This is a genomic window from Novosphingobium taihuense, assembly GCF_007830315.1.
Classification (GTDB): Bacteria; Pseudomonadota; Alphaproteobacteria; order Sphingomonadales; family Sphingomonadaceae; genus Novosphingobium; species Novosphingobium taihuense.
Genome location: NZ_VLKJ01000004.1, coordinates 1 through 22,549, shown reverse-complemented (window position 1 = coordinate 22,549; position 22,549 = coordinate 1). Strand labels below are relative to the sequence as shown.

Genomic DNA, 22,549 nt, shown 5'->3' with positions numbered 1-22,549 from the left:
GACCCCATCCCGAACGCAAAGGAATTTCCCATGACACGACCACCACTCCCCCCGTTCGATGAGGCCAGCGCCATCGAGAAGGTCCGGCTGGCTGAAGATGGCTGGAACAGCCGGGATCCCGCGCGGGTCGCGCTGGCCTATACCGCCGACACCCGCTGGCGAAATCGCGCCGAGTTCTTCACCGGGCGCGATCATGTCGAGGCCTTCCTGCGCCGCAAGTGGGACCGCGAACTGGACTACCGCCTGATCAAGGAACTCTGGGCCTTCACCGGCAATCGCATCGCGGTGCGCTATGCCTACGAGTACCATGACGACAGCGGCCAGTGGTTCCGCGCCTATGGCAACGAGAACTGGGAATTTGCCGAAGACGGCCTGATGCGCGCGCGCCACAGCAGCATCAACGAGCATCCGATCCGCGAGGAGGACCGCAAGTTTCACTGGCCGCTGGGTCGTCGTCCCGACGATCATCCCGGCCTCAACCACTTCGGTTTCTGATGCGTATCCTCGCACGCCTTTGCCAAGGCATCGCCGAAAGATTAGGCTTGCGAGGTCACGAGCCGGGACCGGACTATCTCGGTTCCCTGCTCGACGGTGGAGCGCGGACTTTGCCGGAAACGCTGGCGCAAGTGCTATAGGGGAGACCGCCATTGGACCGCTGGCAATCCATGCGCATATTTGCCGAAGTCGCGCGCCATTCGAGCTTTGCCGAGGCGGCACGGCGCCTGCACATGAGCGCGCCTGCCGTGACCCGCGCAGTGGCCACGCTCGAGGAGCACATCGGCACCAGGCTGCTGGTTCGCTCGACGCGTCTGGTAAAGCTCACCGAAGCGGGCGCGCGCTACTATGCCGATTGCCAGCGCATTCTCGCCGAGATCGCCGAGGCCGAGGCGATGGCCGCCGGTTCCTACGCCACGCCATCGGGCACGCTCACCGTCACTGCGCCTGCGATGTTCGGGCGGATGTACGTGCTGCCGATCCTCACCGAATACCTTGACCGCTATCCGCAGGTCACGGGCCGAACCTTGTTCGTGGACCGGCCGGTGAACCTGATCGAGGAGGGCGTCGACCTCGCAGTGCGCATCGGGCATCTGGCCGATTCCTCGATGATCGCCACGCGCGTGGGCTCGGCCCGCATGGTCGTGGTCGCCTCGCCACAGTATCTGCGCGAGCACGGCATGCCGACCGGACCTGCCGACCTGACCCGATTCCGCATCGCGGCCTCAACCGCCGCATGGGCCTCGCCGGAATGGCAGTTCGCCGAGGATCTCAAGGTGCGCGTCGAGCCGTCCCTGCTGTGCAACACCAACGACGCGGCGATCAACGCGGCGCTGGCCGGATGGGGGCTGACGCGGGTGCTGGACTATCAGGTCGGCGCCGCGCTTGGCGACGGGCGGCTGCAGATCGTGCTCGAAGACCACGAGCCGCCCCCCTTCCCGATCCATGTGGTCCACCCCGAAGGCCTGCACGCTCCAGCAAAGGTCCGCGCCTTCATCGATCTGGCCGTTGCCAAGCTGCGGTCAAGCAGGCTGCGGCCTGACGGCGGTCCAGCAAACGCTCCCGACTGACGCCTGAGATCAGGTCACAGAAGACAGGAGGGCAACTCCTGAAGCGAGATCTGTCGCCTTAGTTGCCCCGGACCGCGCGCCAGAGGGCCATGGCCCTCTGCATGAGTCTGCTCTGCTTCGGCTTGTACGCGATCTTTGCGGGCAGGGTCATGCGGATCGTGGTGCCGAAACCCTCGGCGCTCTCGATGCTCAGCTTGCCACCGATGGAAAACATCCGCTCGCGCATGCCGAGGAGGCCGAAATGCCCCTTGGGCGAACCCTTTGCCAGCATGTCGTTGCTGATGCCGATCCCGTTGTCCCGGACATAGGCGGAGAATTCCCAGCGACCATAGCGGACACCCACGTCGACGCGGCTCGCGCCCGAATGACAGGCGGCATTGTTGAGCGCTTCGCCGATGACGGAAAGGAGATCGTCGATCATGCTTTCCGAAATCGGTCTTGGCGTGCGCTGCACCACGAGCGGGGCAATCAGGCCTGCAGGGTAGATTTCGTTCTTCATCAGGCGATTGAGTTCGCGATGCAGATTGCGGGTGCGCTCATTGCGCAGGCCGGTGACCCGCTCGCGGCCCTCCACCAGCATTTCCTCGGCGCGCTCGAGCGCGGGTTGCAGAACGGCCTGCGCCTCGGGATCGTGGGCGAACCTGTCAGCCACGGCCTGAAAGCGCAGGATCAGGCCCTGCACGCCCTGGATCATAGTGTCGTGCAATTCGCGGGCGATGCGCTCGCGCTCGCTGTTGCGTGCCGCCATCCGGCTTCTGATGCGCGCCGAAACCTGCCGCAGACGCATCTCGTAGATGCCATAGAGCATCGCGCCTGCCGCCAGGACGACGGCGATCCGGAACCACCAGGTCTGGTGGAACGCACTCGCAATGGTGAACTCCGCAACCGCAGGCTGACTGCTCCAGACTCCGTCCTCGTTGGCGGCCAGCAGCTCGAAGCGATAGCGACCGGGGCCGAGCCCATCGAACGCCGCCGTGCGCAGGCCTGAAGAGATCCATCCTGCGCCGTCGCGATCGAGACGGTAGCGGAAGCGCACCCGCTCGGGCACGGAGAGGCTCGTCGCCGTGTAGTCGACCTCGACCCTGGTCGTTCCGGCAGGAAGACGTGCGCCCTGCGAGTAAAACGTGCCGGGACCGGTCCGGAAACCACGCACGATCACATCCGGAGGGCGGTCATTGGTCAAGATCATCCGCGGATCGATGCTGGACACGTTGCTGCGGGTGGCAAACCAGATGCGTCCGTCGCCTCCGGCAACGATCTGCGCGCCAGCCGACTTCTGCGCAAAGCTTGCCAGGCCATCGCGGAAATCGAACTGCCGATAGGCAACTTCCGCCCCGGGGTGGGCGATTGCGTGGCGAAGTGCCGATGACTTCAGTCGGACAAGCCCCGCGTCGCCGATTGCCCAGATATCGCCTGACTGCGTCTGGACCATGCCGTTGAGCGAACTTGCCCAGGGATAACGCGTTGCAGACAGCAAGGGCGTCCCCGGCCGCATTGGCGCAGCGAGCCCGAGATTGCCACTGGTGTAGAGTGCGTCGCCCAAGGGCAGCAAACCATCTATGCCGCCGCTCGGCACATCACCATCGGCGAGCACGTCGAATGGGCTGTCCTTCAGGTGCGGCGGCTTCCCCCGGAAATGGATCGCGGCGCGACCGTTCTCCTGCACGGCCACGTTGCCGGGAATGGCCTTTGCCCCGTCGATCTGCGGATAGGCCATGGCAGTGCCGCGCTGAAGGAGCCAGAGACCTCTCTGCAAGGATGGTAGCCAGAGGCGGCCCTGCTCGTCCTCGCCACAGGAGTTGGCGGCAAAGCTTGTCGGCATGGCAAAGCGCCGGATCACGCGCGCCTCGCGCACATGCACGGCACTGCCTCGCTCGATTACCCAGATCCCGCCCGAATTTGCCGCGCAGATCGCCTCGATCAGGCGCGTGGGCATGCCTACCCGGACCGGATCGCCGTTCAGCGGAATCCGGAACAGCGCATGATCATCGGCCACATAGACCTCGCCCGAGCGATCGACTGCGAGCATATGGTTGGTCGCTGGGTCGGCCGGAATACCGGCAGCTTGCGCAATCGGCACGCGGCGGAGCATGTTGAGGCCCATCTCGCCGCCGATCCAGATATTGCCTTCGCGGTCCTCGAACAGCGCGCGCACGGGATCGGACAGCAGACCGTTGCCGGTGTCCAGCCGCAGCATCTGCGCCGTCTTGCCGGGTGCAAGATGATCGACGCGGAAGGCGCCGTCGCTCCACGTGGCGCCCCAGAAGGCACCATGACGGTCAAACAGCGTCCGGATCGCGAATGGCGTGGCGAAGCCAGATTGCGCCGGAAGGATCGTCGCCCCCTTGGCGATGGGACGGGTGCGGCTCTTTTCGGTCAGCCAGATCGTCCCGTCGGCCGCCTCGGCGAGCGTTGCGCGCGGAACGGTGACGATCCCGGTCGTCTCGAAGCGTGAGGCACCAAGATTCCTGCGATAGACGCCGCTCTCGGTCGTCAGCCAGAGGGTGCCGTCTCTTGCGAAAAGCGGATTCCAGGCAGGCTCGGCGGGAAGGCCGGACGATGTGTCGAACTCGGTCCAGCGTCCGTTGGCAAAGCGCGCCAGCGACAGCGTTCCCCGCCCGCCGCGCGTAACCCAGATCGCGCCATCCGGACCTTGCGCGATGTCGTTCACCTCGCGCGAGGGATTGGGCATCTGGGCATCTTCGAGCCGGCCATTGCGCCAGACCATCACACCCTTGCGCCGCGCCAGCCCGATCCACACCGCACCGTCCCTTGCCGAGAGGAGCCGCGCGACGACGATGCGGTTGGGACTGGTCGGGGGCGGGCCGATGCGTTCGAAGGTTATCCCGTCGAAGCGCACGAGCCCATCGACCCCGCCGATCCACAGAAAGCCGTCGCGCGACTGGGTAATGGCATTGATCCGGCTCGGCGCGCCTTCCTCGAGAGACCAATGGCGCAGCTTGAAGCCGTGCAAGGCGCCCGACCCGGCGGCATCACGCGGACTTGACGACCCGGCAGGCAAGGTCTGGCCAATCGAGGCCGGGCCGACCATGACGGCAAGCAGAGCTGCCACCGGCAGCCACACCTTTGCCGTGCACGGTCGGTCAGAGTTCAATGATGCCCCGCTTGGCAGCCGTCGTCACCGCATGAGTCCGATCGCTGACCCGCAGCTTCGCAAAGATGCTCTTGATGTTGGACTTGATGGTTTCCTCTGCCACGCCAAGCCGCCATGCAACCTGCTTGTTGGAATGCCCGCCCGCTATCATCTGGAGCACTTCCACTTCGCGGGGGCTAAGCGCCTCCTCGATGGCGTGGAGCGCGATGTCCTGCGCAACGTCCGGGTGGAGATGGCGCTGGCCGCGGTGGACGGCGCGAATCGCATCGAGCAGTTCGCGGCGCAGGCTCGACTTGAGCAGGAACCCCGCCGCGCCCGCGCGCATCGCCTCGAGGGCCTTGGCATCCCCCGAATAGGTGGTGAGAACGATGATACGAGCCTCGGGGTGGGCCCTGCGGATCTTTTCGATCGCCTCGACGCCGTTCATCCCGGGCATGCGCAGGTCCATCAGCACGATATCGGGCCGCAGATCGTCATAGAGTTGCACGGCCTGTGCACCGGTCTCGGCCTCGGCGGCGACTTCCATGTCCTTTTGCAACGAAAGGATCCCAGCCACGCCTTCGCGCAGGATCGGGTGATCGTCCGCCACGAGGACGCGGATCGGGTGATCGTTCCCCGCCGGCATGTGCAAAGTCGTCCCCAGTAGATGCTGCCTGCAGCCCGCGAGCCGAGGCAAGTGCTTGCCACAGCGCGAAGAATATCACGAACCTGCGGGGGTTGGTAGCCACCCGAAAGCGGGCGGGAGGTTCCCCCGACCGGGTGTATCGCGAAGGTCCGAAGCGGATCAACCTTGTGACGTAACAAGGGGATCCGACATGGCAGACGAAACTGCGAATCCGCGCATGGCATTGGAACGACGCGAGTTTCTTGCAGTCGGATCGGCGGTTGCAGCGCTCACCGCCATGCCGTCCCTCGCTCTTTCCAAGGACACGCCCGCTTCAGGAGAACGCAGGATGGGTACGATCGCCACCAAGGATGGCACGCAGATCTTCTTCAAGGACTGGGGGCCGAAGGACGCGCAACCCATCGTGTTCCATCACGGCTGGCCGCTGACCGCCGACGACTGGGACAACCAGATGATGTTCTTCCTGCAGGCCGGCTACCGTGTGATCGCCCACGACAGGCGCGGGCATGGGCGTTCGACGCAGACCGATGCCGGCAACGAGATGGACACCTATGCCGCCGATGTTGCGGCGCTGACCGATCACCTTGACCTGCGCGGCGCGGTGCACGTGGGCCACTCGACCGGTGGTGGCGAGGTAGCGCATTACGCTGCCCGTGCCCGTCCGGGCCGGGTCGCCAAGGCCGTGCTGATTGGTGCGGTCCCGCCGATCATGCTGAAGACCCCCGCAAACCCCGGCGGCTTGCCGATCGAGGTGTTCGACGGCTTCCGTGCCGCGCTGGTTGCCAACCGCGCCCAGTTCTTCCTCGATGTGCCGACCGGGCCATTCTACGGTTTCAACCGTCCCGGCGCGAAAGTCAGCCAGGGCCTGATCCAGAACTGGTGGCGGCAAGGCATGATGGGCGGCGCCAAGGCGCACTACGATTGCATCAAGGCCTTCTCGGAAACCGACTTCACCGAGGACTTGAAGAAGATCGACGTCCCCGTGCTGATCATGCACGGTGAGGATGACCAGATCGTGCCGATCGCGGATTCCGCGCATCTTGCGATCAAGCTGGTGAAGAAGGGCACGCTCAAGACCTATCCGGGCCTGCCGCACGGGATGGCTTCGACCCACCCGGACGTTATCAACGCCGACCTGCTCGCCTTCATCAAGGCCTGATGCAATGAGCTATACCAGCCGCATCGACCTTTCGGACCACGTGCGCAAGCAGGCCTGCGGATTGCTGCAGGCCCGCCTGTCCGACGCCCTCGATCTGGAAGCGCAGGCCAAGCAGGCGCACTGGAACGTCAAGGGCCCGCACTTCCTCCAGCTGCACCAGCTATTCGACGCCGTGCACGACGAGATAGAGCAGTTCGTCGACCTCCTCGCCGAGCGCATCACCACGCTCGGCCATGTCGCGGACGGTCGCGTCACCACCACCGCCTCGGCAACTGCACTCTACGGATATCCGCTCGAAGCCACCGGCGGGGAAGCACACCTCAAGGCGCTTTCGGCGAGCCTCGGCGCGTTCGGCAAAGCCGTGCGCGAGGCGATCGATCAGGCGGGCGTGATCGGCGATGCCGATACCGCGGACCTGTTCACCCAGGTCTCGCGCGAGACCGACAAGCAGCTCTGGTTCCTCGAAGCCCACCTCCAGGCCCACTGACCCCTCACTCCCAAGGAGCAAGCCCATGTCTTTCCGATCCCAGAAGCTGATCAACGCCGACGATACGCTGTTCATCTTCATCGACCACCAGCCGCAGATGGCGTTCGGCGTCACCAGCATCGACCGCCAGACGCTGAAGAACAACACCGTGGCGCTGGCCAAGGCCGCCAAGCTGTTCAACGTGCCGATCATCCTGACCGCGGTCGAGACCGAATCCTTTTCCGGTTACATCTGGCCCGAACTGCTCGACGTGGTGCAGCAGAAGCCGATCGAGCGCACCTCGATGAATTCCTGGGATTCCGATGAACTCGTCGCGCAGGTCAAGGCCAGCGGCAAGAAGAAGCTCGTCATAGCCGCGCTCTGGACCGAGGCTTGCCTCCTGTTCCCGACGCTCTGTGCGATAGAGGAAGGCTTCGAAATCTACATCGTCACCGATGCCTCGGGCGGCACCTCGCAGGAAGCACATGACGCTGCCGTACGCCGCATGGAACAGGCAGGCGCCCAGTCGCTGACCACCATAAACGCCCTGCTCGAACTCCAGCGCGACTGGGCGCATCGCGACACCTACAACGGTGTGATGGACATCGTGCGCGAGCACCTCGGCGCTTATGGCATGGGCGTCGACTACGCCTATACCATGGTCCACAAGGCCCCGCAGCGCGGCGCGTTCCCGCACGAAGCACCCCACCCCGAAGGTCATTGATCTCCCACTGGCCCATCGGGAGCCTCCTGCCCATGAAACCCTACCTCGCAGCCCTTGGCATCGGACTTCTCGTCGGTGCCCTCTACAGCCTGCTCGGCACGCGATCGCCCGCCCCTCCCGCGGTCGCCCTGCTGGGATTGCTCGGCATGTTGCTGGGCGAACAGGCCGTCCCGCTCGCGAAACGGGTGATCCATGGGCAGGAGGTTGCTTCGTTCTGGAAGACCACCTGCGCCGAACGGGTAACCGGCATCCCGCCTGAGCCGGACGAAAAGCCATGAGCGCCACCCGCCGCGATACGCTGGCCGGGGCGCTTGGCGCCTCGGCCCTTTCCCTGCTTCCCGGCCTTGCCCGCGCCGCCGACAGAAAGCCAAGCCCAATGCGCGACGACCTGATCATCGTGAACGCCCTCGTCACCACGCTCGACCGCGAGAACCCCCGCGCGCAAGCCGTGGCAATCCGCGACGGACGCTTTCTCGCGGTTGGCTCAGAACAGGACGTGCGCGCCGCAGCGCCCGATGCCGCAGTGATCGACGCCCGGGGCCGACGCATGATCCCCGGACTGATCGACAGCCATATGCACATCATCCGGGGCGGGCTGAACTTCAACATGGAGCTGCGCTGGGATGGCGTGCCGACGCTCGCCGATGCCATGGCGATGCTGAAAGCGCAGGTCGATCGTACACCCGCGCCGCAGTGGGTGCGCGTCGTCGGCGGCTTCACCGAACACCAGTTCGCCGAAAAGCGCTTGCCCACGCTCGCCGAACTCAATGCAGTCGCCCCCGATACGCCGGTGTTCATCCTCCACCTTTATGACCGCGCCCTGCTCAATGCTGCCGCTCTGCGCGTGGTGGGCTATGGCAAGGACACGCCGAACCCTCCGGGCGGAGAGATCGTGCGCGATGCCGCTGGCAATCCCACCGGGCTGCTGCTGGCGCAGCCCAACGCCACGATCCTCTATTCGACGCTGGCCAAGGGCCCCAAGCTGCCCGAAGACTACCAGATCAATTCCACCCGCCACTTCATGCGCGAGGTCAATTCGCTCGGCGTGACCAGCGTGATCGACGCAGGCGGCGGGTTCCAGAACTACCCACAAGATTACCACGTGATCGAGAAGCTGCACGACGACGGCCAGTTGACCGTGCGCATCAGCTACAACCTGTTCACGCAGAAGCCGAAGGAGGAACTGGCCGACTTCGCTGGCTGGGTGAAGCAGGTCACGCCGGGGCAGGGCGACGATACCTATCGCCACAACGGCGCGGGCGAAATGCTCGTCTATTCCGCCGCCGACTTCGAGGACTTCCGCGTGGCGCGGCCAGACATGCCGCCGTCGATGGAAGGCGATCTCGAGCCGGTGATCCGTCTGCTGGCCGAAAACCGCTGGCCGTGGCGCCTGCACGCGACCTACGACGAAACCATCGGCCGCGCGCTCGACGTCTACGAAAAGGTCAACCGCGACGTGCCGCTCACCGGCATCAACTGGTTCTTCGATCATGCCGAGACGATCAGCGAGCGCAACATCGACCGCATCGCAGCGCTGGGTGGCGGCATCGCGGTGCAGCACCGCATGGCCTATCAGGGCGAATACTTCATCGAACGCTATGGCCGCCGCGCAGCAGAGCGCACCCCGCCGATCGCGCGGATGATCGCGGCGGGCATCCCGGTCGGTGCAGGCACCGATGCCACGCGCGTTGCGAGCTACAACCCATGGGTCTCGCTGTCCTGGCTGGTCAACGGGCGGACGGTGGGCGGTCTTTTGCTCTATCCCGGTGCAAACCGGGTCAGCCGCGAGAAGGCGCTGGCGATGTGGACGCACGAGAACACGTGGTTCTCCAGCGAAGTGGGCAAGAAAGGCCAGATCAAGCCGGGCCAGCTTGCCGACTGCGCCCTGCTGTCGGCGGACTACTTCACAGTGCCCGAGACGGACATTCCGCACATCCGCGCCGTGCTCACCCTGCTGGGCGGCAAGGTCGTCCATGGCGAAGGCGATTTCGGGCCGCTTGCCCCTGCCCTGCCCGCACCGATGCCGGACTGGTCCCCCGTCCGCACCTTCGGCGGCTACTACCGCGAGCCGGAAACGACGGCAAAGCTGGCCAGCGCGTGCGGCTGCGCCACAGCCTGCAGCGTCCACGGCCACGACCACGCAGCCGCGCTCGCCGCCAATGTTCCCTCGTCTGACGTCCAAAGCTTCTGGGGTGCGCTGGGCTGCGGCTGCTGGGCAGTATGATCCCATGCGCGATGCCGAACCTCGCCTGATCCATGCCGTGCTCGACTGGCCGCCGACATGGTTCCTCGCCCGGCTGCTGCTGGTCGGGGCGTACCTGATCGGCGGCGTGGTCAAGCTGGCAGACTGGCCCGCGGCCGTCGCAGAACAGGCGCATTTCGGGATGAATCCGCCCGCGCTCTGGGCGGGCCTTGTCATCGCGGTCGAAATCGTCGGCCCCCTGCTGATCCTGTGGGGCCGGATGGTCTGGCTGGGGGCGGGAATGCTGGGCACGTTCACCCTGCTCGCAGCCTTCGTCGCCAACGCCTTCTGGACCATGGAAGGACAGGAGCGCTTCGCGGCGACCAACGCCTTCTTCGAACATGTCGGCCTCGTCGGAGGGTTCGTCCTTGCCGCGCTGGTTGCCGAGCATGCCCGGAGACAACGACGACCCTGACGATTTCCCGGGTGCGCGAAGGAGATGAGATGAATCAGAGCGTGCCACTGAAGACGCCGGCGCCATTGTTCCGCCTGCTGCTCGTCCTTTCCGCCACGACCGGCATGGTCGACGCGGCCAGCATCCTCGGCATGGACAAGGTCTTTACCGCGAACATGACGGGTAATGTCGTGTTCCTCGCCTTTGCCACGGTAGGCTCACCGGGGTTCCACCCGCTGAGCTATGTGGTGGCGCTCGCCGCATTCATGGCCGGTGCGGCCATCGCAGGCCGGCTGTGGCGCAGCAACGGGACGCCCCGGCTCAACCATTGGCTGGTTCTCGCGGCGGCGATCGAAAGCTGCCTGCTGTTCCTCGCCGGGCTGCTTGGCCTCTACGCTGCGAAGATGGGGGCGCCCGATTCTACCGTACTCCTGCCCTGCATCATCGCCCTGACAGCGGGCGCTATGGGCTTCCGCAACGCCATCGTGCGGCAACTCAAGGTGCCCGATCTTACAACGACCGTCCTGACCCTGACCATCACCGGTATAGCGGCCGATTCCCGACCTGCCTCGGGCACGACATCGAACCTTCCCGCGCGGCTCGGTGCCGTGCTCGCCATCTTTGCCGGTGCCGCGGCTGGTGCGCTGATCTTTCACACCCTCGGCCTTGGTCCCACCTTGCTGGTAACCGCCGGCGTCGTGCTCGTCGCTACAACGATTTTCGTCCGCCATCCGCAAATGGCCGAACTGCAGAGAAAATGATCCGCCATCTGCTCGTCCTGACCGGCCTTGCGTGCGCTACACCCGCGCTTGCCAATGCGCCCGAGCGCACGAACCTGCGATATGACGAGGACTGGTCACTCCAGCCCGCCGGGCTGAAGAACCTCCCGCTCGATGAGGGGGGAGCGGTGCGGCTCACACTCGGGCTGGAGATGCGCGCACGGCAGGAGAGCTACGCAAACAGCCTCTGGGGCGATGCGCCGGACGACGGGTATCTATGGCTGCGAATGATGCCCCTCGCCGACCTTCATGCGGGGCCGGTGCGGGCCTTCGTCCAGCCGATCGTCGGCTTCGCCAGAGGCGTGAAGGGCGGCAACGGTCCTGCCGACGAGACGGGTGTCGACCTGCTTCAGGGCTTCGCCGACCTGAACCTGCCTCTCGGCGAGGACAGCAGGCTCACCCTGCGCGGCGGGCGGGAACTGGTCGCGCTCGGTTCGGAACGTCTGGTCGGCACGCGCTATGGTCCCAATATCCCGCAGCCGTTCGATGGTGTCCGTGCAACAGCCAACCTGGGCCGGTTGCGCCTCGATCTGATGAACTTGCGCGCTGTCCAGATCGGGCCGGGAGACTTCGACGATCATGCATCGGACCGGCGGCGACTACGCGCTGTCTACGCCACGCTCAGCGCCAGTCCCGACCTGGCTTTCGATCTCTACTGGATCGGATACCGCAACCAGACAGCTCGTTTCGGCGCCGTTACGGGCGAGGAACGCCGCGACACATTCGGGCTTCGCCTGTTTGGCCACCACCTCCTCGGCCCTTACGTCCGTCTGGCGTGGAACTGGGAAACCATGATCCAGCGCGGCGCCTTTGCCGGTCAGCGCATCCGTGCCTGGTCGCAGGCTACGGAAACTGCGATCAGCTTCCCGGACGTCACGCTCCAACCACGCCTGCGCCTTCGCGCGAACTACGCCAGTGGCGACAAAAGCCCGGACGACCGCGTGCTCGGAACCTTCAACGCGCTGTTCCCCAAAGGTCGCTACTTCGGAGAACTGACCCCGATCGGCCCGCGCAACATCTTCAACGTGAACCCCGGCATCGACATCCATGCGGGTGGAGGCTTTACCGTCGAGGTTTCAGCCGCGAGCTTCTGGCGTGCATCGCTCCGCGACGGCATCTACGACGTGCCCGGCAGCGAAATCCGGCCCGCCGGGACTTCCTCCGCAAGGCATATAGGAAACCAGATCGGCTGGGCGTGGAATGGAATGCGAGCAACGTCCTGTCGCTGTCCGGCTCCATCGCAATGTTCACAGCCGGTGCGTACCTTCGCCAAACCGGTCCTGCAGCGCCGATCTACATGGCAGGGCTCGAAGCCAGCTACAAACTCTAGCGGGCAAGCGGCTGGCATGCATTGGACGACTTGCTCGATTACGCCTCCCCGCAAAGACACAGCCATGTTTGCAAGCGGTACAAGCCGCAAAAGGAAAACCCTCCCTTCCCGAAGGAAGAGAGGGTCCCATTTCCAGCAGGTCTTGTCCGATCAGAACGCAGCGGTCAGCGAAACCACCACGGTCGATCCGGCGATCGAACCGGTGCCGTCCTGGCCGCGCGAGAAGCTCGGCTGGAGGTAGGCGGCTTCAGCGTCGCTGATGTCGGTGTCGATGTAGGAAACGCCCAGCGTCAGCGGGGTGCCCGGGATCGCGTAATCGGCGCCCAGCGACCAGTCGAGGTATTCGCCGGTCGGAGCAACCGAGGTTGCGAACGGCCCAAGGCCTTCGTTGCCCTTCGAGTAGCCGACGTGCGCCTTCAGCGTCAGGCCGGTGTCGGGGATGCCGGCAGCGGCGTCGGTCCAGACGTAGAGGTTGTCGTTCTTGTCGCCGGGTGCGGTGTAGACGCCTGCAGCAGCGGCAGCGCCGTCAGCATACCATGCGCCAAGCGCTTCCTGCTTCGGTGCGTAGGCGATGCCTGCGGTTACCGATGCCGGGCCGAGCGAACCGGAAACCTTCACATAGGGCTCGATGAAGTCGGTGTTGTCGAAGCCGCGCGGGTACATGTACCAAGTCGCACCGACGTCGACAGTAGCATCACCGAAAGTGTGCTTGTAACCAGCAATCAGGTCGAGCTCCATGTTGGCGCCGCCGAAGGTGCCCCAACCGGCGAGGTTCGAACCCCAGGTGCCGATGTAGAAGCCGCTTTCATGCGCGATGGTCAGGCCGCCCTGAATCGCGAGCGAGCGATCGGACTGCGAAACGCCGCGGAAGCGATAGTCGGAAACGAGGCCGACGCTGCCCGAGACGGTGACGGGCTTGGATTCTTCCGCTTCCTGAGCGAATGCGGGGGTCGCAAAGAGTGCGAGGGCGACAGGTGCCACAGCTGCGGCAAGACGGAACTTCATACGGAACGCTCCCTGGATAGGTTATCACGTTCCACCTGCGTCTGCCGTGCGAGCGCTTCTCGTGGAGCGACGTCACTGCAGATGTCATATTTCCTACATTCCGATTTGCTGCACTGCAAGATCGAAAGTCACACGTAAAACGGCTCCCTGTCTTATCGACAGGGAGCCGTGGCATTTTGGCATCACGTCGCCCCCGCCGTAGGGCCATTGGCGGCGGGGGCGAGGATCATGCGGTCGGGGTCAAAGGCCGCAGGATGGCATCGGGTCCGGTTACCCGCACCTCGTCTCCGCGCGAACGCCGACGTGCCAGCCATTCGGTCAGCATCTCTGCCGTCGTATGATCCATGGCATGGACACGATCGAGGTCGACGTGAACAGCCTTGCGCGGCGGAACCTGCTCGAGAGCGCTGGTCAGACGAGTCAGACCGAGGAACGTCGCGGCGCCTTCGAGTTCGAGTCGCACCGTCTCGCCAATCGTGGTCTCGCCCACCTTGAAGCGCAGATTTCGCAGATGCGGCACGAGTTCGAGCGCGGAAAGCGCAAGGCCGACAAGCACGCCCGTCAGCAGGTCGGTCGTAACCACCAGCACGAACGTCGCCACCCAGATCAGTGCGGGCATGAAGCCGTGAACCTCGAACAGACGGCGCACCTGCTTCAGGCTGACCAGCTTCCAGCCCGTGACCACCAGCACGCCGCCCAGCGCAGCCATCGGCACTTCGCGCAGGATGAAGGGCAGCAGAGCCACAAAGCCGAGGATCCACACGCCGTGGATCACCGCCGAAAGGCGCGTCTTGGCGCCGGCCTGCACGTTCGCCGAACTGCGCACGATCACGCCGGTCATCGGCAGGGCATTGAATACCCCGCACAGGAGGTTGCCCACGCCCTGCGCGCGCAGTTCCTTGTTGTAGTCGGTGCGCACGCCGTCGTGCATGCGGTCGACCGCAGCGGCAGAGAGCAGCGTTTCGGCGCTCGCGATAAAGGCAATGGCGATGGCCGAGACGATCAGCGACCCCTGCGTCAGCGGCGCAAGGAAGCTCCCGTCGGGCAAGGCAAAGGCAGCGCCGATCGAATCCGGCACCGCGATGCGGGCAACGTCAAGCCCTGCGCCCCACGCCACCAGCGTTGCGGCAAGCACGCCAAGCAGCGCGCCCGGCAGAAGGCCGAGCTTCGCAGGCTTGAGCTTCTCCCACGCGATCATCGTGCCGATGGTCAGCAGGCCAAGCATCAGCGCAAGTTCAGTCGAGCGCAGGTCGAACGGTGTCAGGCCAAGGACACGCGCGGGCATCATGGCAAGATTGTCGATCCCGTTCGACTGCGGCTTCGCGTCGAACAGGATGTGAAACTGGCCGATGACGATCAGCGCGCCGATCCCAGCGAGCATGCCATGGACGACCGCAGGCGAGATGGCCCGAAAAACGCCGCCGAGACGGGCAACGCCGGCAACAAGCTGAAGCGCGCCTGCCAGCACGAGCACTGGTCCAAGCGCCGAAAGGCCATTGTCGCGCACGAACTCGAACACGATGACCGCAAGCCCTGCAGCAGGGCCGCTGACCTGCAGCGGCGAGCCCGCGAGCAGGCCCACGACAATGCCGCCGATGATCCCGGTGACCAGTCCCTTCTCGGGCGGCACGCCCGAAGCAATGGCGATGCCCATGCACAGCGGCATGGCCACAAGGAAAACGACGATCGACGCGGTCAGGTCGCTGGCGAGGAAGCGGAACGGACCGCTGCGCTCACCTGCTTCGGCGGCATGCGAGGTCATTCTGCGGCCTCGGCAGTCCAGGCGTCGAGCACGCGGCGCGAGCGGGCAGGCAGCGCCACCGGCAGCGGCTTGTCATCGCGCAGCGGCACGAATTCGCCGGTCTGGCCATCAAGGCCCATCACCATGCCCGCGCTGATGTCGACGAACCAGCCATGGAGCGACATCTCGCCCTTGGCGATGGCCGTCGCGACCGAAGGATGGGTGCGCAGGTGGTCAAGCTGGACGATCACGTTCTGCAGGCTGACCGCGCGCACGCGCTCGTCCATCTCCAGATGCGGCGAGCAGCTCGAGACGACGCTTTCCGCTGCCGCGCCATGCCGCAGCCAGGCTATGACATTGGGCATGCCTTCAGGCAGTTCGGGAGCCGAAAGCGCCTTCATCGCACCGCAGTCCGAATGTCCGCACACGATGATGTCGCGCACGCCCAGTGCCATCACGGCGTATTCCACGGTCGACGTGACGCCTCCGTTCATCGTCGCGTAGGGCGGGACCATGTTGCCGGCATTTCGGCAGACGAACAGTTCGCCGGGCTGGGCCTGCATGATCTGCTCTGGCACGATGCGCGAATCCGCACATGAGATCATCAGCGCCTTTGGCGATTGGCCTTCGCTGACGAGTTTGCCGAACAGTTCGCGGCTGTCGGGAAAGACAGTCTTCTCGAAGCTGAATACGCGGCCGATGAGTTCGTTCACGGAAGAAACCTTTCGTTGGTGCAGACAATCCTGCTGGATTGTCAAAGCACTGACGAAAGTATGACGCGTCTCTTTCTGCTTCGGCGCGGTTGCGTAACGAAATGTTGCGCTGCACTCATCCGGTCGCGAGAGGGAAGCGCAAGGTCGCAATCAGGCCGCCGGTGGGGCGATTGCGCAAGTGCAGTGTGCCATTTTCAAGCTGTACCGCGCGTTGGACGATGGCGAGCCCGAGGCCCATGCCCGGCGTATCTCGGGCGCGGGCGGAGTCGAGTCGGACAAAAGGTTGCAGCACATCATCAAGCCGGTCTGGCGGAATGCCGGGCCCATCGTCCTCGATGACGATCTCGGCCATGCTGTCGTCCCGCCGCACCGTGACCCTCACGTTTCCGGCATAGTGCAATGCGTTCTCGATCAGGTTCGAAAGCGCGCGCCGCAGCGAGACCGGACGGGCGACGATCTCGAGGCTTTCGAGCCCGTGGAATGTCGCATCGCTGCCGTTGTCTGCCGCCGTATCGACCAGCGTCTGCGTCATGACCGCAACGTCGACACGCTCGGCGGGCAGGCGCGAGCCGCCAGTCTCGACGAAAGCCTGCAGGGATTCGAGCATGTGGCGCATCTCGCCCAGATCCGCGTCCATGCCGTCACGCGTTTCCTCGTCAATGTGGAGGCCTTCGACGCGCAGTTGCATCCGCGCAAGCGGCGTGCGCAGGTCGTGTCCGATGGCCAGCATCGATTGGGTGCGATTGGTCATCGATTCATAGACGCGCTGCTGCATCTCATTGAACGCGTGGATCAGGTCGCGAACTTCGGCGGTGCCCTGCTCCGGCAGCGGCTGCGGCGGCCCTGCCCCGACCGATTTCGAGGCGCGGACGAGCGTGCGCAGCGGGGCAAGCGTTGCCCGGAACAACACCCAGGCCAGCAGCACCAGCGCCAGCGTCGGCAACATCAGCGTGAGGATGCGACCAGCGTTCAGGCTCCAGGCATCGCTTGCATAAGTCTGGAACAGCACAACGCTGCGATCGGGCAGGAGCAGCGAGCCTGAGACGTTTCCGGCAACGGCCACCGGCCTCAGATGCAGCTGAAGGTCGGAACGGCCAAGCTCTGCCGCATCCTCGACCATCTGCTCGCGCAGACGGGATAGCTGGACAGAACCGATCGGACGCTTGCCGGACGGCTGCCAGTCGAGCGCAAAACGGCTCGAGCTCAGCGCCTTGGCCACCTGTCGCCGCTCGGCCACCGGTGCACGCTCGATCGCCCGGCTGGCGATGACCAAGTTCTCGGCGACGCGAGCCGCATCGTCCTCGCGCAGGGCAAAGCGGCTGGCGCGTTCGAAAAGCAGGGTATTCGCCGCAAAGTCGACGAGCGCGACGAGCAGCAGGATCGCAAGCAGCCGCTCAGGCAGACCAAACCGGCGCGCCAGCATCAGGTGCGCTGCACCTCTGCCTTGAACATGTACCCCACGCCGCGAACGGTGACGATCGGTGCATTGCCACCGGCCGCCGACAGCTTGCGGCGCAGACGGCTGACCAGCACGTCGACGCTGCGGTCTGAACTGTCGCCAAGACGGGTGCGTGACAGTTCGATCAGGCGCTCGCGCCCAAGGACGCGCTGCGGCTGACTGATGAAGGTCGAAAGCAGGTCGAACTCCGCTCCGGTCAGATCGACCATTGCCCCGCTCGGCGAATGAAGCTCGCGCCGGGCCATGGAAACAGTCCAGCCATCGAACCGGATGTCGCCGCTGCGGCTGCCGGTGTCGCCGGCCGTGTCGGTGACAGTGTTGGTGCCCCTGCGCAGAACCGCGCCGATGCGCGCAACCAGTTCGCGCGTGCTGAAAGGCTTTGGCAGATAATCATCGGCGCCCAGTTCAAGGCCCAGCACGCGATCTTCCTCGCTGCCACGGGCGGATACGAAGATGATCGGCACGTCGCTCTGTTTGCGCAGGCGGCGGAACAATTCGATCCCGCTGGTCCCCGGCAGCATGATATCCAGCACTACGAGGTCGGCAGGCTCGCTTTCCAGAGCCACCCACATTTCCGCCCCCGTGGCGGCCGTGCGAACGGTGTAGCCGTTTTCACGCAAGGCACGCGCCGTGAGTGTGCGCAGCGGGCCGTCGTCTTCTACCAGTACGATCGATGGAGATTGCATAATTTCCCAGCGCGATTGCGACAGCACGGCGCACGATAGCAGCGGCGCACGTGGTGCCAAGGTTGAAGAGCAGTCTCGAACACTGCAGATCGACGGGATCTGGAGAAAACCCGGGGATCGAAAACCGGAAAAGGCCTGCGATGCTCCCGTTTCATCCCGATGCGCCCCGTCCCGATCCGCACAATACCTTGCTGGGGCGATGCTTTTGCGCGCAACGGGCGCGTTCGAGACAAAGTGTTGCTAGAATGCAGAATATGATCAATTCGGTCGGAATTGGTCCAGATTCAGCCGTTCACTGTCGCCGAGCCACATCACATGCGCCGTATGATCGGCCAGATCGTTGCCACTGTTGCCATGACAGAACACGGTAAAGTTACCGCGATGAACCATCATCCACGGCAACGCCTCTGATAAGCGGTCGGCCGGAATGGTCATCTGGCATGACCCGCGCGGATGGGGGCCGACCGGGCGGGAATGCACCCGGCCCATCGCCACGCCCAGCGCATCGCGCATGGACAGGCACAGGCGCTCGGCCTCGCCCGCTTCGTGCGGATCGAAATAAACATGAGCGTGATAATCGCGAAACAATGACATGGCTCGCAAATGGCGCGCATCCGCGCCTACGGCAAGTGGCGGTGACCCCCACAAATTCGAAAGATCATGCCGCCAGTCTTGATCGCAAGGCACTTGTCGGCCACAGCACCGCTCGGCTTATATCTACGACTATTGTCTAAAAGCCCGAAGGCCTCACCCACGGTAAAGCCCCGGGCAAGACGAAGCATCCTGAGGAGAGTCTGACATGGGCGAGGCAGTCTACCCGGTCCCGGCGCAATGGGCCGCCAACGCGCTGGTCGATGAGGCGCGCTACTTCGAGATGTACCGCCAGTCGGTTGAGGACCCGGAAGGCTTCTGGGCCGAACACGGCAAGCGGCTCGACTGGATCAGGCCCTTCACCAAGGTCAAGAACACCTCGTTCCACGAAGCCGATTTCGGCATCCGCTGGTTCGAGGATGGCACGCTCAACCTCTCGGCCAACTGCCTTGACCGCCATCTGGCGACGCGCGGCGATCAGGTGGCAATCCTGTGGGAGCCCGATGGCCTCGACGAGCCCCATCGCGCGATCACCTACCGCGAGCTGCACGAAGACGTCTGCCGCTTTGCCAACCTGCTCAAGTCGCGCGGCGTCAAGCGGGGCGAGCGCGTAACGATCTATCTGCCGATGGTGCCTGAAGCGGCCGTCGCCATGCTCGCCTGCGCCCGCATCGGCGCGATTCACTCGATCGTCTTTGCAGGCTTCAGCCCCGATGCGCTGGCCGGACGCATCATCGACTGCGACAGCCGCATCGTCCTGACCGCCGACGAAGGCCTGCGCGGCGGACGCAAGGTGCCGCTCAAGGCCAATGTCGACGAAGCGTTGCAACAGTGCCCGGGCGTCGATTCCGTGATCGTGCTGCGCCGCACCGGCGCCAGCGTCAACGTGGTCGAAGGCCGCGATGTCGACTGGGCGACCGGCATTGCCGCACAATCGGTCGAGTGTGCGCCTGAGGAAATGGGTGCCGAGGACCCGCTGTTCATCCTCTACACCTCGGGCTCTACCGGCAAGCCCAAGGGCGTGCTTCACACCACCGGTGGCTATTCGGTCTGGGCGTCGATGACGCACCAGTATGTCTTCGATTACCGTCCCGGCCAGATCTACTGGTGCGCGGCGGACATCGGCTGGGTCACCGGCCATTCCTACGTCGTCTACGGCCCGCTGATGAACGGCGCGACGACCGTCATGTTCGAAGGCGTCCCCAACTTCCCCGATCCCTCGCGCTTCTGGCAAGTGGTCGACAAGTTCCAGGTAGAGATCTTCTACGGCGCCCCCACCGCCCTGCGCGCACTGATGCGCGAAGGCGACGAATGGGTAACGAAGACAAGCCGCCAGTCGCTGCGCCTGCTCGGATCGGTGGGCGAGCCGATCAATCCCGAGGCATGGGAATGGTACCACAAGGTCGTGGGCGACAGCCGCTGCCCGATCGTCGATACCTGGTGGCAGACCGAAACCGGCGCTGCCATGATCACCCCGCTGCCCGGCGCAACGCCCCTGAAGCCGGGCTCCGCCTCACGCCCGTTCTTCGGCGTGAAGCCGGCACTGGTCGACAACGACGGCACTTTCCTCGAAGGCGCAACCGACGGGTGCCTCGTCATCACCGACTCCTGGCCCGGCCAGATGCGCACTGTCTGGGGCGATCACGAACGCTTCTTCCAGACCTATTTCAGCACCTTCAAGGGCCTCTACTTCACCGGCGATGGCTGCCGCCGCGATGAGGACGGCTATCACTGGATCACCGGCCGCATCGATGACGTGATCAATGTCTCCGGCCATCGCATGGGCACCGCCGAAATCGAAAGCGCGCTGGTCGCCCACGCCAAGGTCGCTGAGGCGGCGGTCGTTGGCATGCCGCACGACATCAAGGGTCAGGGCATCTACGCCTTCGTCACCTGCAACGCCGAAGTCCAACCCGACGAAGCGCTGCGCAAGGAACTGATCCAGTGGGTCCGCCACGAAATCGGACCGATCGCCACGCCCGACGTGATCCAGTTCGCGCCCGGCCTGCCCAAGACCCGCTCGGGCAAGATCATGCGCCGTATCCTGCGCAAGATCGGCGAGAACGACGTCTCGAACCTGGGCGATACCTCGACTCTCGCGGACCCGAGCGTCGTGGACAATCTGCTCGCCAATCGCCCGCAACTCGCGCAAGCCTGATCGGAACACGGCCGACAAGGGTGGTCGGCCCACCTTGCGCAAACGCGCACGCTCCTTGATAACCTCCCTGCCGCGGCAACCGCGTTTCAGCACTGCAGCGTCAGGGAGCAAGGGGGGCAAATGAAGCGTTCGACCGTAGCGCTGGCGGCCATGCTGGCAACAACCGTTACCCTGCCTGCCACCGCGCAGGACCGCACCAAAGACCTGCTGCGCGAACTCGCAGACGCTCCCGGCCCATCGGGCTTCGAAGAGCCTGTCCGCAAGATCATGGTCGAGCGCATGAAGCCGCTGGCCGACGACATCCGCTACGACGGCCTCGGCTCCGTCATCGCCCGCCAGGGCAGCAGCGGTCCCCGGATCATGATCGCCGCGCACATGGACGAACTTGGCGGCATCGTCCGCCGCACCACGCCAAACGGCTTCCTCACCATGCAGATGCTCGGCGGCTGGCTCGATCAGGCCATCGCCGGCCAGCGCTGGATCATTCTCGGCAGCAAGGGCCCGGTCCGCGCGGTAAGCTCGATCCGCGACGTCCACCTCGCCCCGCAAGAGGAACGCGGCCAGCTCATCCGGCGCGACGCGGTGTTCCTCGATGTCGGCGCCAGTGATTCAGCAGGCGTCGCTGCACTGGGCATCGCCCCCGGCGACCCGATCGTACCCGACAGCCCGTTCATCGATCTCAACGGCACCGGCAACTACGCCGGCAAGGCCTGGGACGACCGGATCGGCTGCGCCGTCCTGCTCGTCGCCATGGAGCGTCTCAAGGCCAGCGGTCACCCCAATCAGATCTTCTTCACAGCCACCGTTCAGGAGGAGATCGGCCTGCGCGGCGCAAGGGCCTCGACCGCGATCGTCAAACCAGACATCGGCATCGCCATCGAAGGCGGCGTGACCGGCGATTCCGGCGGCGCCAAGCCCGAGGAAAGCCAGGTTGAACTCGGTGGCGGCCCCGGCCTGTTTCTCTACGACAGCAGCGCCCTGCCCAACCGCAAACTCGTCGCTCTCATCAAGGCAACCGCAAAGCAGGCAGGGCTCCCCCTGCAACTGGATCTCGTGCAGGGATACGGTGACGATTCCGCGGAAATGCAGACGGTTGGAGGCGGCGCGCCGACGGTCAATCTCGTCGTTCCGGCACGCTACACCCACGTCCACACCGGCATCATCAACCGCCGCGACTTCGACCAGATGGTCGATCTCGTCGTCGCACTCGTCAGAAAGCTGGACGCAAAGACGGTCGCAGAAATCCGCGATTTCACACCGTGACTGTCCAAAGTTGATGAAGAAATAAAACCCGGCGCGGCGCGAACGTTGTCGCATCCTCTCCCAAGGCCGCGCCGGGCAACGTTTACGAACGACCCGATACCGCATCCTCAAGGGACTGTCACAAAGTTTAGCGTACGCGCACAACTCGACCGTTCCGGTGATGCAATCGCACAACACAAACACAAAAGCCCCGCACGAGGCGGGGCTTTCGAGTGTTGGTTGCGGGGGCAGGATTTGAACCTGCGACCTTCAGGTTATGAGCCTGACGAGCTACCGGGCTGCTCCACCCCGCGCCGGGGTTGTGTGGACTGGCGGGCTTGGCCTGCCTGTCGCGCCCTTCTGACGTCGGACGGCTTGAGGCCGTCTGTTGTCGGGAGGGTGATTTGTGAATGGGTTTCCTCAACTTCCGCAAGCTTCAATGCCTGGCGACGACCTACTCTTCCAACGCTTGAGCGTTAGTACCATTGGCGCTGTCCGGTTTCACGGCCGAGTTCGAGATGGGATCGGGTGGGGCACGGACGCTATGGTCACCAG

At 64.7% G+C, this 22,549-nt stretch carries 20 protein-coding genes, 1 tRNA gene and 1 rRNA gene; 12 read left to right on the top strand and 10 right to left on the bottom strand.

Annotation, left to right across the window (positions count from 1 at the left end):
* Positions 1-30 precede the first annotated feature (30 nt).
* Both IQ25_RS09435 and IQ25_RS09430 read left to right on the top strand, forming a co-directional pair.
* On the top strand, positions 31-495 hold the full coding sequence (locus tag IQ25_RS09435) for a nuclear transport factor 2 family protein (RefSeq protein ID WP_144905142.1): 465 nt from the start codon (positions 31-33) through the stop codon (positions 493-495).
* Positions 496-647: 152 nt separating this feature from the next.
* Positions 648-1,565, top strand: a complete 918-nt coding sequence (locus IQ25_RS09430) for a LysR family transcriptional regulator (protein WP_144905140.1) — start codon at positions 648-650, stop codon at positions 1,563-1,565.
* A gap of 58 nt (positions 1,566-1,623) precedes the next feature.
* Here the strand turns inward: IQ25_RS09430 and IQ25_RS09425 are convergent, their stop codons facing one another.
* Together IQ25_RS09425 and IQ25_RS09420 are read right to left on the bottom strand one after the other, a co-directional pair.
* Positions 1,624-4,638, bottom strand: coding sequence for a ligand-binding sensor domain-containing protein (locus IQ25_RS09425; protein WP_144905137.1), 3,015 nt, complete (start codon positions 4,636-4,638; stop codon positions 1,624-1,626).
* Positions 4,639-4,669: 31 nt separating this feature from the next.
* Positions 4,670-5,305, bottom strand: a complete 636-nt coding sequence (locus tag IQ25_RS09420) for a response regulator transcription factor (protein ID WP_144905136.1) — start codon at positions 5,303-5,305, stop codon at positions 4,670-4,672.
* Positions 5,306-5,633: 328 nt separating this feature from the next.
* Here IQ25_RS09420 and IQ25_RS09415 point away from each other — a divergent pair, with 328 nt between their 5' ends.
* From IQ25_RS09415 to IQ25_RS09380, 8 genes are all read left to right on the top strand, one after another.
* Positions 5,634-6,464, top strand: a complete 831-nt coding sequence (locus IQ25_RS09415) for an alpha/beta fold hydrolase (RefSeq protein ID WP_220094540.1) — start codon at positions 5,634-5,636, stop codon at positions 6,462-6,464.
* Positions 6,465-6,468: 4 nt separating this feature from the next.
* Positions 6,469-6,951: a DNA starvation/stationary phase protection protein Dps gene (dps, locus tag IQ25_RS09410; protein ID WP_144905132.1), complete on the top strand. Its 483-nt coding sequence runs from the start codon at positions 6,469-6,471 to the stop codon at positions 6,949-6,951.
* Between the two features lie 25 nt (positions 6,952-6,976).
* Positions 6,977-7,654, top strand: a complete 678-nt coding sequence (locus IQ25_RS09405; protein WP_118075042.1) for a hydrolase — start codon at positions 6,977-6,979, stop codon at positions 7,652-7,654.
* 32 nt (positions 7,655-7,686) lie between these two features.
* A complete protein-coding gene (locus tag IQ25_RS09400) occupies positions 7,687-7,932 on the top strand; it encodes a DUF1427 family protein (protein ID WP_144905130.1) in 246 nt (81 codons plus the stop codon).
* 98 nt (positions 7,933-8,030) lie between these two features.
* Complete coding sequence (locus IQ25_RS09395) at positions 8,031-9,878, top strand: amidohydrolase (protein WP_246415509.1); 1,848 nt, start codon at positions 8,031-8,033, stop codon at positions 9,876-9,878.
* Positions 9,879-9,882: 4 nt separating this feature from the next.
* Positions 9,883-10,311, top strand: coding sequence for a DoxX family protein (locus IQ25_RS09390; RefSeq protein ID WP_144905126.1), 429 nt, complete (start codon positions 9,883-9,885; stop codon positions 10,309-10,311).
* 29 nt (positions 10,312-10,340) lie between these two features.
* Complete coding sequence (locus IQ25_RS09385) at positions 10,341-11,051, top strand: YoaK family protein (RefSeq protein ID WP_144905124.1); 711 nt, start codon at positions 10,341-10,343, stop codon at positions 11,049-11,051.
* Positions 11,048-12,640 carry an alginate export family protein gene (locus tag IQ25_RS09380; protein ID WP_246415473.1) on the top strand — a complete coding sequence of 531 codons (1,593 nt, stop codon included), beginning with the start codon at positions 11,048-11,050 and terminating at the stop codon, positions 12,638-12,640. Before IQ25_RS09385 ends, IQ25_RS09380 begins: the two co-directional genes overlap by 4 nt.
* Here the strand turns inward: IQ25_RS09380 and IQ25_RS09375 are convergent.
* The 6 genes from IQ25_RS09375 to IQ25_RS09350 all read right to left on the bottom strand — a co-directional run bounded on the left by IQ25_RS09375 (position 12,550) and on the right by IQ25_RS09350 (position 18,597).
* The gene (locus tag IQ25_RS09375; protein ID WP_144905122.1) at positions 12,550-13,404 is read right to left on the bottom strand and encodes a TorF family putative porin; all 855 of its coding nucleotides are present in this window, start codon (positions 13,402-13,404) and stop codon (positions 12,550-12,552) included. The genes IQ25_RS09380 and IQ25_RS09375 overlap by 91 nt on opposite strands.
* Before the next feature lie 226 nt (positions 13,405-13,630).
* Complete coding sequence (locus IQ25_RS09370) at positions 13,631-15,166, bottom strand: SulP family inorganic anion transporter (RefSeq protein ID WP_144905120.1); 1,536 nt, start codon at positions 15,164-15,166, stop codon at positions 13,631-13,633.
* Positions 15,163-15,858 carry a carbonic anhydrase gene (locus IQ25_RS09365; RefSeq protein ID WP_144905118.1) on the bottom strand — a complete coding sequence of 232 codons (696 nt, stop codon included), beginning with the start codon at positions 15,856-15,858 and terminating at the stop codon, positions 15,163-15,165. The genes IQ25_RS09370 and IQ25_RS09365 overlap by 4 nt, the downstream gene beginning before the upstream one ends.
* A 115-nt stretch (positions 15,859-15,973) precedes the next feature.
* Entirely contained in the window at positions 15,974-17,281 is a 1,308-nt protein-coding gene (locus IQ25_RS09360; RefSeq protein ID WP_181447220.1) for an ATP-binding protein, read from the bottom strand.
* Entirely contained in the window at positions 17,281-18,003 is a 723-nt protein-coding gene (locus IQ25_RS09355; RefSeq protein WP_144905115.1) for a response regulator transcription factor, read from the bottom strand. The genes IQ25_RS09360 and IQ25_RS09355 overlap by 1 nt, the downstream gene beginning before the upstream one ends.
* Before the next feature lie 258 nt (positions 18,004-18,261).
* A complete protein-coding gene (locus IQ25_RS09350; RefSeq protein WP_144905113.1) occupies positions 18,262-18,597 on the bottom strand; it encodes a DOPA 4,5-dioxygenase family protein in 336 nt (111 codons plus the stop codon).
* 205 nt (positions 18,598-18,802) lie between these two features.
* Here IQ25_RS09350 and acs point away from each other — a divergent pair, with 205 nt between their 5' ends.
* Both acs and IQ25_RS09340 read left to right on the top strand, forming a co-directional pair.
* The gene (gene acs / locus IQ25_RS09345) at positions 18,803-20,752 is read left to right on the top strand and encodes an acetate--CoA ligase (RefSeq protein WP_144905111.1); all 1,950 of its coding nucleotides are present in this window, start codon (positions 18,803-18,805) and stop codon (positions 20,750-20,752) included.
* 120 nt (positions 20,753-20,872) lie between these two features.
* On the top strand, positions 20,873-22,015 hold the full coding sequence (locus IQ25_RS09340; RefSeq protein ID WP_144905109.1) for a M42 family metallopeptidase: 1,143 nt from the start codon (positions 20,873-20,875) through the stop codon (positions 22,013-22,015).
* 216 nt (positions 22,016-22,231) lie between these two features.
* Here IQ25_RS09340 and IQ25_RS09335 read toward each other — a convergent pair.
* Together IQ25_RS09335 and rrf are read right to left on the bottom strand one after the other, a co-directional pair.
* Positions 22,232-22,308, bottom strand: a tRNA-Met gene (locus IQ25_RS09335).
* A gap of 127 nt (positions 22,309-22,435) precedes the next feature.
* Positions 22,436-22,549, bottom strand: a 5S ribosomal RNA gene (gene rrf, locus IQ25_RS09330).